Source organism: Sorangium sp. So ce204, assembly GCF_051526795.1.
Classification (GTDB): domain Bacteria; phylum Myxococcota_A; class Polyangia; order Polyangiales; family Polyangiaceae; genus Sorangium; species Sorangium cellulosum_B.
In genome coordinates this window covers 4,572,881-4,586,762 of sequence record NZ_CP150317.1, presented here as the reverse complement: position 1 = coordinate 4,586,762, position 13,882 = coordinate 4,572,881, and the positions used below count along the sequence as shown (strand labels likewise).

The window sequence follows — 13,882 nt, the reverse complement described above, 5'->3', positions numbered from 1 at the left end:
CGCGCGGCGCAAGCTCGCGCTCGAACGCTCCCGTCCGAGTCAACCGTCCGAGGCGCGCGTGCAACGCAGCAACCCATACCGAGGGGTCAGCTGTACCGCAACGGACCGCGATCGGTATGAACGCGACCCTGGAGAGTTCTCGCCTGGTGAGATATATCGCAAACGCACCGAGCAGCGAGCCTATTGCAGCGCCCGCGGGAGATCGAATAAGAATCCGTTCACCAGGTCGCGAATTCTCCCAGAGAGACTTGAGCTTGGACCGAGAGCCCGGCCCGCCCGCCTCGAGATGAGATTCGCCTGCCTGGGGAGAATCCAGTTCGCCACGGACGCTTGCGGTCGATTCCGCAGTTGCAAGGACAGATCGAGTATTGCGCCATACCGGTCCTGGGGCGCGCTCCAGACCTTCCAGCAGAGAATGAACCGCGCTATTGTCGTAAGAATCGCTCATTTCTTGTTCGGGGCGGTGGTGTCGTCTTCGGGTGGCACGAACTTCGGCGCCGGCGGCGGCGGCGGCTTGTCCGGTCGCTTGTAGTTGCCTTGCTCGTCCAGGAATGCGCTCGGATCGCGCGAGTTCTTCTGCTGCGAGCCATCCGGGTTCAGCTTGGGGACGACGTTTGTCGCGGAGGGATTCTGCAGCGCGACGTTCTTCCCTGGATCGTTCTTGTCCGGGTCGTAGACGCCATCTTTCTCATGATTCCACTTCTTGCCGTTGTACATGACGCCCCCCTTGGCGTCCGCTGTGGTGAGCCCCGCCTTCTCCTTCGCCCCCCTGGGCACGTCAGCGTTCGGATCAGCATTGATATTTCCCGGGTGGATGCCCAGCTCGCGGAAGACTTGCGCGCAGAACGGACAAGGCTTCTCGGGAGATTTCTTTCCTTTCTGCTGCCTGTTGTACGCCTCGATTCGCGCGCCGCGGCGATACTCTTCGCGTAGCTCGTTGCGAACACGGGCATTTTGCTCGGCCTCGGACATCTTCGCCCACCCCTCACTCTTGCCGAGGCGGCCGCGAATGTCCTTGGCTTGTTGGTTCAACGCATCGATCTCGGCGCACCGACCCGCTTTACTGGATGCGATCGGTTTTTCAATACCTTTTGCATCGACATTCCGAGGATCATTGGATGGTTTACCAGGATCAGGATCCTTGAACTTGTTTCGCGCATTGACGACAGCATCCTTGAGCGCCGGGTCCAGGTCATTATCACTCTGAACCGTCGAGCTCTTCCCTTCGATGCTCTTCAGCTGATTACCATCCGCGTCCTGGCGCCTGGTAATGGACGCGAACATCAACCCCGTCGGGTCCACCATCTTCGTGGGCCGATTCCCCGCATAGGAGAACCCGTTCTGCCCGCCGAGCAGCCCGACCGGGTCGACGCTGATGTACCGTCCTACCGCGGGGTCGTAGTAGCGATAACGGTTGTACGCGAGGCCCGTCTCGTCATCGTAGTACTGCCCGAGGAACCGCAGCGGCGTCTCCGTGCGCGCGCCTTCCCGCGGGCGCGCGGCGCCCCACACCGTGCGGTCGAGCTCGCAAGCCACATTCCCGGCGGCATCGAGCAGGCGCTCCGGTCTGCCGACAGGGTCGTTCAGGTAATAATACCACTCGATCGACACAGCATCGCCTTCGCCGCTCCTGGCGTCCTTCTGCGCCCACGGCGCCGACGTCTCCTCGTCGGTGCAGTACGTCCTCTCCTGGGTGACCCGCTCGCCCTCCGGGCCCCACTCGCGCTTGATCTCATGAACGAGCGTGTCCCCGTCCCAGATGAACCGCGTCGTGGACAGCGTGTTCATGCGCCCGCCTTCGTCTCGCCTGACCACGCGCTTCTCGAGGCGTCGGGCAAAGGGATCGTAGGCATGTTCGATCCGGACGCCGTCGGGGCGCACCACGGCGCTCAGGAGACCTGCGCCGTTCCATTCGTAGCTCGTCGTGGCCTCCTGACCGCTCGGCGTGACCACGCGGCGCTTGATCAGCCTCCCGTCGCCGTCCCACACGTACGACACGGGGCCGCGCCGGAGCAGCACGTTGCCGCGCCCGTACTCGCGCGCCGGCGCGCTGGGGCCGAGCTCGCGCACGTTGCCCTCCGCGTCGTACCGGAAGCGCTCGCCCTGCCCGTGGACGTCGGTGCGCGCCAGCACCTGCCCGCGCGGATCGTGCTCCCATCGCTCGACACCCGAGCGATCGTCGTCGACCGCGGCCACATCGCCCTGCGGCGTGTAGTGAACCGATTGCCGGAGGGTGAGGTCATGGGGGAGCGCCCCGATCCAGTCGGGCTGCCCTGCGGCCACCACAGGGCCTGCGACCCCGCGCGACACCGTGCGCTGGACCATGCGGTCGAGCCCATCATAGACGACGTCCATACGCCCGCCGCCGGGCAAGTAGCGAGCGGTCTCTCGCCCGAGCGCGTCGCGGAAGACGCCGAGCTCTTCGCTGCCATCGAGCGTCACCCGCAGCGCGCGGCCGGCGACGTCGCGCGCCCAGGTCTGGCGGTGTCCGCGCGAGGTCTTGCGCTCGACGACATTGCCCATCAAGTCATGTTTCGTCTCGACCGAGAACGTCTCGCCGCCGGTCACCTGCCGCTCACACGTCACCCAGCCCAGGAGATTGCGATCGAAATAGATGTCGCCCGAGGGGCCGTGCGCCGCGATGATGTAATCCAGCTCGTCGTACTCGAACGTCTCGACGCCGCCGTCGGGGTACTGGTGCTCCACGACGCGGCCGACGAGATCGTACACGTACCCGGTCTTCTCTCCGAGGCCGTTCTCGAACTGCACGACACGCCCCATCGCGTCGTAACGATAGCGAAGGGTGCGGCCGTCGAAGGTGACCTCCTCCGACACCAGCCTGGCGGCGTTCAGCCGGATGCGGTGCACCTCTCCGTGGCTGTTGTGAACCTCGACGAGGCGCCCCTCGCGGTTGTATCGATATTTGCTGGTCCGCCCGTCGGGCTCCCGCGTCTCGACGATGCGGTTATATCCCGCATAGCGGTGCGTGGTGGTGTGGCCGTTCGGGTGCCAGATCGACGTGCAATTTCCCGACGGATCGTACTCGTAGCGCGTCACGCCGCCATCCGGCGTCCGCTCGGATCGGAGGCGGCCGGCGTCGTCGTGGGAATACGTGACCATCGCCCCCGACGCGTCGGTCATGCTCCGGCGCCGGCCCCAGTAGTCGTACGTGTACTGCGTCACCGCGCCCGTGGGGTCGGTCCTCTCGACGAGGTTCCCGTGATCGTCATAGCTGTACAGCGTCTGCCCGCCGTTCGGCGCGACGGTCCGCGTGGTGAGCCCGCGGCGATCGAAGTACACCTCGAAGGTGGCCCCGATGGCGTCGCGCCACATGAGCCCGCCGGCGAGGCGCGCCGTCTCGATGACGCCCCCCGCAGGGTCGACCGCCCTGCGGATGTGCCCGTCGGCGTCGCGCTCGAACGTGGTCACGCGGCCGAGAGCATCGATGATCCGCAGCTCCCGCCCTCGAGCGTCCCTCTCCCAGCGGGTCGTTGCTCCCATGGCGTCGGTGAACGACAGCAGGTTTCCCCACGCGTCGTACGTGCGGCAGAAGACGCCGGCGGCCGTGACCGCCTTGTCGACGCTCCCGAAGTCGTTTCCGAAGAAGCGCTCGACCGAGATCGAGTCGGCCGCCTCCACATAGTTGTGAGGCCCATACTCGAGCTTCGTATGAAAGATGCCCTTGGCGGCCGTGATCCCGTCGGCGAGCACCGCCGGGACGTCGGCGGCGAGGCTCTCGTCCTCGCGCCCCGGGAACGCGCCCCAGGTCTCGACGCACCGCCCCTCCCCGTCATAGCGGAAGGTGAAGCAAAGGCCCGTCGGGTGCTCCTGGCACGTCAGGAGATGGTCCGTATACGTATACCTGGTCGCCGCGCCCATCGCGTCCTCGGCGAGCACCAGATCCCCCGCGTCGTCGTAACGATACCGCGCGAACGGGACCAGCTGGCCCCGGTGCGGCGCGTTCTTCACCTCGAACGACGCGATGCGCCCTTCCCTCGTGGAGCGGACCTCGACGTTGCGACCGACCGAGTCGACGATCTGCGCCAGGACACCTTCCTTGTAGAAGAACGAGATGCGGTTGTCGTGAGAGTCGGTCTCCGCGGACAGGAGGTAGCGGTCTCGCCAGGCGTGCTCGAAGATGAGCCACCGGCCGTCGCCCCGATCGAGCACGAAGCCGGTCTGGCCGCGGACGAGCAGCCACCCGGAGGGGCCCACCGCCGACTCGCCGACGCGCATGGGCGTGAAGTCGACGTACATGCCGTTCCCGGTCCAGAGCCTCGTCCGGCCGCGGTGCACCTCCACCTCCCACGCGTACGAGTGGTACCAGCCGCGCCCGAGCCCGACGTCGCGGTCACGCGCGGCGCTCGTGTAGCTGCGGGTCAGCGTCAGCGGCAGCGGGCCCGGCAAGTGCACGTCGGTGACGGGGATCGTGAAGACACGGCCCGTCACGACGTCGACAGGGTCTCCCTTGGAGCCCTTGCCGCTCCCCTTTTTCCCATGATGGTTGGGGCACGCCCCGCCGTTCTGGCCGGAGCCACAGGCGCCTTTGCCGCCCCCCGACGCGCTATCGCCGCCGTTCTTGCCGTTCGCGCCCTGCTTGTCCTTGCCCGCGCCGCCTCCGGGGCCGCCGGCCCCGCCGCCGTTGCCACCTCCACCGAGAACGAAGACGCCGGGGTTCATCCCCGGGATGGCCGGGATGTTGGGGACAGGTGCCGTTCGCATCGCCGTTTCTACGCTCCCTGAGTGAAAGCTATGACAGCCGAGCCTTCCCGCGGGCGCGCCGCGCGCGCCGTCAGTTCAACCGCAAGAGCCTCCCGACGATCCGGAACAGCCCCCGCGACGCGGCGCTGATGCGGGTGCCGACGATCTCGATGTCGCCTATCTTCTGGATGCGGACAGCGCCCCGGCCGGAGCGGAGGAGCAGCTCCTCATCACCCTCGATGGTGACGTTGGTCGCCTTGAGGTGGAGCGTATGCGGCCGCTGCGTCGTCAGGGCCGCGACGATCAGCGGGGGCTCGCCCTCGCAGAGCTCGACGAGCACGGCGTCGCCGCGGGCGCGGGCGTCGGCGATCACCTCGGGATCGACGTCGGGCGCGATCTGCGCGTCGACGGGCCCCTCCGCGCCACGGACGTGGATCGACGCCCTCCGCCCCGCGATCGAGGCGACGCGCGCGGTCCGCATCGCGGCGCCGAGCGGCTGCGCCTTCGGCGCCGGGAGCGGCGCCGCGGCCGGCTCGGCGAGCACGTCGTCGAGCGTCACGCGCGGCGACCCGGACGCGTCCTCCGCCGGGGCCCCGGCGTCCGGCTCCTCCAGCGAGAGCGACGCGCCTGCCGCCCGCGAGCCACCGTCGAACGGAGTCGCCATCAGACCTCCGAGACCTTCTTCGGCAGCTGGATCTTCGGCGCCAGGATGGTCACGAGCGGGGACGTGATGGTGACGCCCGCGCCGTCGATCACCACCTCGCTGGCGCCGCACTTGAAGACGATGGCGCCCTTCGCCTCCACCTTGTGGAAGGCCCCGATGAACGTCGCAGGCCCGACGGCCTGCACCACGTGCGACCCCTTGAGCTTGTCGACGACCGCGCCGCCCACCATCGCTGTGCGCGAGCCGGTGACCGTCTCGCTCTCGCCCCCGTTGCTCAGGACGACCAGGCCCGTCGCCTTCTCGCTCTTCGAGCCCGTGACGCTCTCCGCGTAGCTGCCGAACGCCACCTGCACCGTCGCGGCGCCGACGTCGATCGTCTTCTTGCCGGTCACGTTGTTGTCGATGTCCTGGATCGCGCCCAGGACCTTCATCGAGCCCACGTCCTCCTTGTGGGTGCCCGTGACCTTGGCTGTCGTGTGCCCGGGCCCCTTCTCGCGATCGGTCGCGTCGACGCCATCGACGGCGCCGTCCGGCCCGCCGGCGTTGGCCATCGACGCGCCGCCGCCGCCGCCCCCGTCCATGCCGAGGGCCGAGGCGAGCGCCTCCGGCTTCACGAAGACCTTCCCGGCGAGGCTGCTCTGCGCCGCGTTCGACGCGATCGAGGCGAGCATGTTGGGCGCTGCGGCGCCCGGCGCGCCGCCGGCAGCGCCGCCGCCGCCTCCGCCACCCCCGCCTCCGCCCATCGAGGCCGCGAGCTGGCTCGCGCCGGGGATGCTTGACGCGCCCGCGATCATGCCGGGCATGCGGCTCATGTCGCCGCCGGCGACGGCCTGCATCGCGCCCGACACCCCCGCCGCCTTCTGGGTCAGCCCGTTGATCGGCGCCATCACCTGGTTGATGGCGCCGTCGACCTGCCCCTGGACCGCCGCGATCGCGTTGTTGGCCATCACGCTCGCGAACTGCACCGCCGCCTGCGCCGCGAGCGCGAGCATCGCCTCGAGGGGGTTGCCGTCCATCTCGAACTGGTTGCCGCCCACGGTGGTCGTCGCGTTGCCCTTCGCCGTCAGCGCCGACACCGCGTTCACCTCGACGTTGCGGTTGCCTCCGACGCTGATCGTCTGGTCCGCGCCCACCGTGTTCTGCGAGCCCTTCGTGATCTTCGTCGTCTGGTTGCCGCCGACCTCGAGCGACGCGTTGTTCCCGACGACCGACGTCTCGTTGTTGCCGATGTTCCGCTTGGCGTTGTTCGCCGCGACCGTCTTCATGTCGCGCTGGGCGTGCACCATGATCTCCTCGGAGCCCGCCTTGTCCTCGAAGCGGATCTCGTTGGCTCCGCCGCCGCCCGGCGTGCTCGAGGTCTGGATCGCCGTGCGGGTCTTGCCCTCCGGCAGCGCGTACGGCGGCATATAGACGCCGTTGTAGAGGCGCCCGGTCACGATCGGCCGATCGGGGTTCCCCTCGAGGAACTCGACGATCACCTCCCAGCCGATGCGCGGGAGCATCATCGAGCCGGAGGTCTGGAGCTGCGCGACCCGCATCCAGCACGACGCCTTGTCGTCGATCACGTCGCTGCGATCCCAGTGGAACTTCACCTTGCAGCGGCCGAACTCGTCGGTGTGGATCGCCTCGGTCTGGGAGCCGGCGGGCGCCACCACCGTCGCGGTCTGCGGCCCCTCGATGAGCGGGATCGGCGTGATGCGCCGCGGCCTGTACTTCACGGAAGCCGGCACGAGGCGCGCCCGCGCCCTGGAGCGCGGCGTCGCGCGCTCGCCGCCGCGCGCGTCGTCCTCCTCGTGGACGTAGGTGTGCTTCACCGCGAAGAGGAAGTACTCGCCGTCGAGCTCGCCGGCGTCCGTGATCGTGAGCTTCTGGCCGACCGCGAGGCGCGCGCAGACGGTGTCGATCTCGATCGTGCGCCGCTCGACCTGCTCTTCCTCCAGCCGGATCTGCGCGAGCCGCTTCCCCTCGCTCGGCTCGAAGTAGCCGCCCGGGTAGTCGTAGCGCTCCAGCGCGTCGTTCTCCCCCTGCGCCGCGGTCGCCGTGAGATCGAGCTTCGGCCGCTCGAAGTCGAAATCGCGGAGGACGAACTTGCCGGAGCGCACCCGCTCGAGCTCGCGGATCGCGTAGATCGCGTCGCGCTCGTCGGCCGCGCTCAGCCCGGTGCGCCGGCGGAACGGCAGCGCGGGGTCGCCCGCGATCGGCCCGGCGACGGTGCTGTCGTCGTCGAAGACGAGGAGCTCGCCGTCGGCGTCCACCTCGACGAAGCTGTAGATGCCCTCGTGCTCCATGAGCCGCGAGATGAACGCGAGCGCGCTCTCCTGGTACTGCACGCAGTACTCGCGCTTCGGACAGTCGCCGCTCAGCCGCCACGCGACCCTGGTGATCCCGTGATCCTCGAGGACCTTCGCCACGATCTCCTTGGCGCTCATGTCCTGGAAGATCCGCGAGTCGACGCTGCGCGCGAGGAGCGCGAGCGAGGAGACGACGCGGACGGCGTAGCGGACGCCCAGGAGCCCCTCGACGCCGAGCTCGGTGGTGCCGATCGAGGTCGCGGCCTCCACCGTGCCCGCGATGACGCGCGGCGCCTCCCCGGGCACGCCGAACGAGAGCGCCGCGGGCTTGCCGATCATCGCGTCGAGCTCCTGGTACGTGTGGAGGTACACCTCGACGTCGAGGACGAGCGGCCTGCCGGCCTCGTGGGTCGACTCGAAGCGGAGCACCCGGGCCGCGGGGACCTCGTCGATCGTGAAGTGCGCAATCATCTCGCGTGCCACGTTCGCCTCCTCCTCAGTTGTCGAGCACCAGGGCGGCGGTGTCGGAGACGTCGCCGTCGAGCTTCGCGGAGACGCCGATGATCGCGACGCTCGCGGGCGTCAGCGAGAGGATCGACGCGCCCATGACCAGCGTGAGCGCGCCGGTCGCCTCGAAGACGGCGTTGTTCGCCTTGACGAGCTGCGCGCCCCCCGCGAGCTCGGTGTACGTGCCGAGCGAGCTCTCCACGCGGTTCCCGTTCGCCACGTTGACGATCGCGCCGCCGACCTTCACGTTCATCGATCCGCCGACCTGGACGCCGCGGCCCGACTTGACCGCGATCACCTTCGCGCCGGTGGCCGTCTCGCTCCGGTCGCCCTGGACCGTCACCGAGCGGTGCCCCAGCGCGAGCTCGACGAGCGCCGCGCCGACCTCGTGGTTGAAGCCGGCCAGGGTCTGATCCGTGACCGAGCCGACCACGAGATCGATCTGGTTGCCGGACACCGTGAGCGCGCTGTTGCCGGTGACGTCGCGCTTGTGATCCCCGCCGATCTTCATGTCGCGGTTGCCGCCGATCGAGAGCGAGTGATCGCCGCCGATGTCGTCGACGTGGAAGGTCTCGATCTTCATCGACTGGTTGCCCGAGACCGAGAGCGTCTGGTTCGACCCGATGCTGGTCGTCATGCTGTCCGTGACGTTCGTCGTCTGATCCGCGCCGATCTTCTTCTTGTGGTTGTTGCCGATCGACTCGGTCGCGTTGTTCTTCACCTCGGTGGACATGTCCTTCGAGGCGTTGATGAACATCTCCTCGCCGCCCTTCGCGTCCGACATCCGGAGCTCGTTGGTGCTGCCCCCGCCCGGCGTCGTCGCTGTCTGGAGGGAGCTCTTGCCCGCCTCCTTCGGGAGCGCGTAGGGCGGCGGCGTGAGCGCGTTGTACATGCGGCCCATCACGAACGGCCGGTCGGCGTCGCCCTCGACGTGGCGCACGGTGACCTCCCACCCGACGCGCGGCAGCAGCATGGATCCGCCCGTGGGCACCTGGCTCGTGCGGATCCAGCGGCTCGAGGTGTCGTCCTTCTTGCCGGAGCGATCCCAGTGGAAGGAGACCTTCACCTGCCCGCTCGCGTCCGTGTGGATCTCCTGCCCCGAGGGCCCGGTGGTCATCGCTGTCTGCGTGCCCGGGATCACCTGCTCGCGGGCGCGCCGCGGGGGCCTGTAGCGCGTGGTCCCGGTCGGCACGCCCCAGAACTCGCAGCTCGACCGGAGGTCGCGCGCGCCGTCCTCCGCGCCCGCGCGGCCGGAGAGCTCGAAGTTCCGCGGCCGGCTGCCGGCGATGCGCGCGCGGACCACGAGGTACTCCTGGTTGAGCGGGTCGTAGGGGTGACCGTCGACCGAGAAGCGCCGGCCCGGGAGCAGCGCGAGCGAGCCTGTCTCGCCGTGCACGACGTCGCGCTCCGCCTGCACCGAGTCGAGCAGCACCTTGGCGAGCCGCTCCGCGACGCCCGCGTCGGCGGTGCGCGCCGGGTGCTCGTAGATCTCGAGCACGTGCTCCCCGGGATCGCTCCCCTCGGCCGACGCCTCCGGCTTCGTCGAGGGCTTCTCCGGGTCGTAGTCGCGGACGAACACCTTGTCGCTCCGCACGGAGACCTCGCGAGAGAGGCGGACGATACGATCCGCGAAGCCCTCGACGCCGAAGTCCTGGAAGAACGGCAGCGACGTCGCGCCCTCGATGTCCTCGAGGCCGGTCGGCGAGTCGCCGAAGACGAGGACGTCCTCCTCGTCCTTCATGTGGATCGCGAAGTAGATCCCCTCCTCGGCGAGGAGGCGGTGCACGAAATCGAGGTCCCGCTCGCGGTACTGGACCGTGTAGACCCGCGCCGGGTGGGGCTCGGTCACGCGCCAGTCCTGCTGGCCCGCGGGCACGCCCGCGCCCTCGAGGACCTCCTTCACGATGTCGACAGCGCTCTTGTCCTGGAAGATCCGGCAGTCGGAGCGCTGCCCGAGGTTCCAGAGCGCCGGCGCGACCTCGATCCGCAGCGTGGGCACGTCGTCGGGATCGGGCACGAGCTCGGCGAGGACGATGGTCCCGGCGAAGGAGCGCGTCTGCGTGTCGTCGCTGCGCGACAGCGTGAACACGGCGCGCTTGCCGAGGACCTCCTTCGGCCTCGGCAGCGCCGCCTCGTCGTCGAGCAGCTCGCACTCGAGGCGGGTGAGCTCCGAGAGCTGCTCCGTGAGGTCGAAGCGCAGCACCCGGTAGATCTTGCCCTCCACGCTGAGGGAGGGGATCGCGAGGACATGATGATCAGCCACTCTTCACCTCTCTCTTCACGTCACCAGCGCCCATGGGCCCTCACGATCCGAGCTTCATCGACGCGCCCATCTTGACGACGAGCGCGCCCTTGACCGCGATCTTCGACCCCTTGATCACGACGGGTCCGCCGCCGAGCTTGAGCTCGCTGCCGCCGCCCTTGAAGGCGCCGACGGCGCCGAGGAGGGTGATGAGCGGCGCCTGCACCACGAGGTCGCCGTCCAGCTTCTGGTAGTGGAGGCCGCCGACCATGTTGGTGACGCCGAGCGCCACCTGGGAGAGCGAGCCCTTCGTGAGGTGGAGCTCCGCCGCCAGCGAGGTCTGGTCCTTGTTGGCCGTGATCTGCTCTCCATGGCTGCCGTTGATGATCTGCGCCTTCACGGCGCCCACCGTCTCCGTCATCCCGCCGAGGACGTTGTCGTTGATCGAGCCCAGGCTGCCGGAGAGCTGCAGCGCGCCGACCTTGCGGCTCATGTCCCCGGTGATGGAGTGCCTGACGCCGTTGGAGATCGTGATCTGGTTGCCGCTCACCGTGTAGGAGCGGTTGCCGGTGACCTTCTCGACGTGGTTGCTGATCGCGTTGGTCGTGTCGTTGCCGCCGATCGAGATGCTCTGGTTGCCGGTGATCTTGTGCGAGAGCACCGCGCCGACGTCGAGCGATTGGTTGCCGGCGACGGAGGTCGAGTCGTCGACCTTCACCGAGCGGGAGCCGTTCACGCTGATGTGCTGCTCCTCGTTGACCGTGACCTCCTCGACCTTGTCGTTCTTGATGGTGACGTTGAGGTCCTTCTGGGCGTGGATGCCGAACCCCTGGCTCCCCGCGGTGTCGGACATGCCGATCTGGTTGTGGCCGCCCGCGCCGGGCGACGACATGCTCTTCAGCGTGCCGGACGCCTTGGCGGCGGGGAGCGCGTCGGGCGGCGTCTTCTCCGCGTTGTACGTGCGCCCGAGCACGAGCGGCCGGTCCGGGTCGCCGTCGAGGAACGCGACCGAGACCTCCCAGCCGACGCGGGGCAGGATCATCGAGCCGCCCATCGCGATCTGCGAGACGCGCAGCCAGCAGCTCGAGGTGTGGTCCTGCTGGCCCTGCCGGTCCCAGAAGAAGCGGACCTTGATGCGGCCGTACTTGTCGACGTGGATCGCCTGCTCCTGGGTGCTCGACCCGGTGACGACCGCCGTCTGGATGCCGCGGATGCGCGGCCGCCGCGCGCGGCGCTCGGCCGCGAAGGGCGCGCCCTTGGGGACGCCGCGGAAGTGGTTCTCGACGTCGTAGTTCGTGACGCCGCCGGTGAGCGTCTGGTTGCCGCGCGAGACGAGGCGGGTGACCACGAACTCGCCGTTCAGGCACGGCTCCGCGGCGCCCTCGACGGCGAACGGCTCGCCCACCTTGAGCCCGGCCGCGCGGCTCTCGCCCTCGCACACGTCGGCGTCGGCGGAGAGCTCGCGCATGCGGGCCTCGGCGCGGCGACTGCCCACGCTCCCCTTCGTGAAGCCGGCGGGGTACTCGAAGTAGGGCAGCGCGATGGCCTCCTTGCGGGGCAGCGCGGACTCCGGCTTCACGTCGGGCTTCTCGAAATCGTGGTCCCGGAGGTGGACGAGGCTCGTGCGCAGGGCGCGCGTCCTCGTGAACCTGGAGAGCGGCAGGCTCCCGGGCAGGCCGCCCTGCGCCATGCGGAAGCTCACCGGCAGCCCCTCCTCGACCTCGAAGGCGGCGGGGTCGTCGGTGATGATCATCGTGTGCCCGGCGGCCTCGTGCCGGAAGTAGTAGAAGAGGCCGTTGTCCTCGAGGAGCCGCGAGACGAAGTTGAGGTGCGACTCGCGGTACTGGACGATGAACTCGCGCGGCTCGTACTCCTTCGCGATGCGCCACTCGACCTTGTCGCCGAAGCCGGCGTCCTCGAAGACCGACTGCGCGACCTGGACGATCGTCTTCTCCTGGAAGATGCGGCACCCCTCGCGGTGCTCGAGCGCGGCCAGCGCGGGCCGCAGGCGGACGTCGAACTGGCGGCTCTCGCCCACGATGTGCGCGAAGCCGGCGCGGTCCACGATGCCGTCGTACAGCCGCTCCTTGCCCGACGTGTCGACGACGCGCAGGCAGAGGCGGCTGCGCAGGCAGTCCTCGACCCGGAACGACGCGTCCAGCGTCGCGAAGCGCACCTCGACCGTGTAGGGGGTGGAGATCGCCTCGACGGCCTCGAAGCGGGTCACGGCGACGTCCGCGGGGAGCTTGTCGCCCTCCAGGGAGAAGGTGGCGAAGGTAGCGGCCATTGGGGGCATGGTAGGCGATCGGCGGACGGCGCCAAGCCCCGGCGCTGGAACCCGACGCGGGGGGAGCAGCGTGGGGGGCCGGATCGCGCGGAGCTCCGGGCGGTGAGTGGTGGGGTACTTGCTCCGCCCTGGCGGAATGATGGAGCCGCCAAGACACCATAAGACGCCAAGATTGTTGTGTTTTTTGGCGCTCTTGGCGCGCTTGGCGGTTCAAGAGACCCGCCCTTCGGCCAACGTACCTCACCACCGGGCGGTGCGCGGGCGCGGCAGCGCGGCGGTATCTTTCAACTACCCTCCGCGGCCGCGCTCGCCGCAGCAGCGTCGGGTTCTTGATGCCTAGAAGACCGATCACGTTGATCGAGCGAGAAGTGAACCGCCAAGGCGCCATAAGACGCCAAGATTTTTGTGATTCTCTTGGCGTCGTTGGCGCCTTGGCGGTCCGAATTCTGCTCTCTTCTGGCGGTTTCAACCCGTTTGTCGCTCTAGGAGGTTCGACCTTCGTCCCCTGAATCTCCTTGAGCGCTGCCGTCACCGACTTCTCATCGTAGAACGAGAACAGCACGAACCCGGTGATGCAGATCAACACCCCCGCCACGCCGCTCATGCGAACGCCGAGAGGATTGAACAGGGAGTCGGGGAAGATGCCGCGAGCTCATCCCGAGCTGGCGCCCGATCTTCGCCATGGAGGGCTCCCCCGCCGTCAACCTCTCCGAGATGGCGCTCCGGACTTGCCCTGTCAGTCTCACGCGACGGCGGACACGCGACCGCGCTGTCCAGTGATGCAGGTCGTCACCGCATGAACGCACCGTCGCGGAGCTTCACGCCCAGCTGACCAAGAAGTCATGTTGACGGAGGACGTCAAACCGCAGCTTGTCAGATCTCTGAGTGCCTCATCGTGCCTGCAGCTGCGGATGCCCGCAAGCCGTTCTGCCATGCTCGGCTCATGCGCCCACAGATCCTGAGGAGGAGCCGATTGATGTACGGTGATGGTGATTCCCTAGCATATATAATTGAAGACGCGCGCCCGGAAGGGAGCTGTCCATCGAGAGGATGAACTGTCAGAAGCGTGGACAGCAGCAGTGGATTACTGGTCAGATCTGCAGGCGTCGGAAACCAGCGGATTGCGTCGTCCGCATTGTGGACGGGCCGCTTCTTCCGAAGCGACCTTCACCCTTGCGCAAGCTATGCGC

General features: G+C 68.5%; 5 protein-coding genes. All 5 read right to left on the bottom strand.

The features are described 5' to 3' along the window. Window positions 1-444: 444 nt before the first annotated feature. The 5 genes from WMF22_RS17075 to WMF22_RS17055 all read right to left on the bottom strand — a co-directional run bounded on the left by WMF22_RS17075 (window position 445) and on the right by WMF22_RS17055 (window position 12,692). Complete coding sequence (locus tag WMF22_RS17075) at window positions 445-4,722, bottom strand: RHS repeat-associated core domain-containing protein (protein ID WP_438036386.1); 4,278 nt, start codon at window positions 4,720-4,722, stop codon at window positions 445-447. Window positions 4,723-4,792: 70 nt separating this feature from the next. Beyond that, entirely contained in the window at window positions 4,793-5,365 is a 573-nt protein-coding gene (locus WMF22_RS17070; protein WP_438036385.1) for a hypothetical protein, read from the bottom strand. Then, the gene (locus WMF22_RS17065) at window positions 5,365-8,139 is read right to left on the bottom strand and encodes a type VI secretion system Vgr family protein (protein ID WP_438036384.1); all 2,775 of its coding nucleotides are present in this window, start codon (window positions 8,137-8,139) and stop codon (window positions 5,365-5,367) included. Before WMF22_RS17065 ends, WMF22_RS17070 begins: the two co-directional genes overlap by 1 nt. Before the next feature lie 13 nt (window positions 8,140-8,152). Next, window positions 8,153-10,426, bottom strand: coding sequence for a type VI secretion system Vgr family protein (locus WMF22_RS17060; protein ID WP_438036383.1), 2,274 nt, complete (start codon window positions 10,424-10,426; stop codon window positions 8,153-8,155). A gap of 40 nt (window positions 10,427-10,466) precedes the next feature. Beyond that, the gene (locus WMF22_RS17055) at window positions 10,467-12,692 is read right to left on the bottom strand and encodes a type VI secretion system Vgr family protein (RefSeq protein ID WP_438036382.1); all 2,226 of its coding nucleotides are present in this window, start codon (window positions 12,690-12,692) and stop codon (window positions 10,467-10,469) included. Window positions 12,693-13,882: the final 1,190 nt, after the last annotated feature.

What these genes read in the sequence shown, in the direction of transcription:
- WMF22_RS17075 (WP_438036386.1), bottom strand. Translation starts at nt 4,722, where the DNA reads ATGCGAACGGCACCTGTCCCCAACATCCCGGCCATCCCGGGGATGAAC.
- WMF22_RS17070 (WP_438036385.1), bottom strand. Translation starts at nt 5,365, where the DNA reads ATGGCGACTCCGTTCGACGGTGGCTCGCGGGCGGCAGGCGCGTCGCTC.
- WMF22_RS17055 (WP_438036382.1), bottom strand. Translation starts at nt 12,692, where the DNA reads ATGGCCGCTACCTTCGCCACCTTCTCCCTGGAGGGCGACAAGCTCCCC.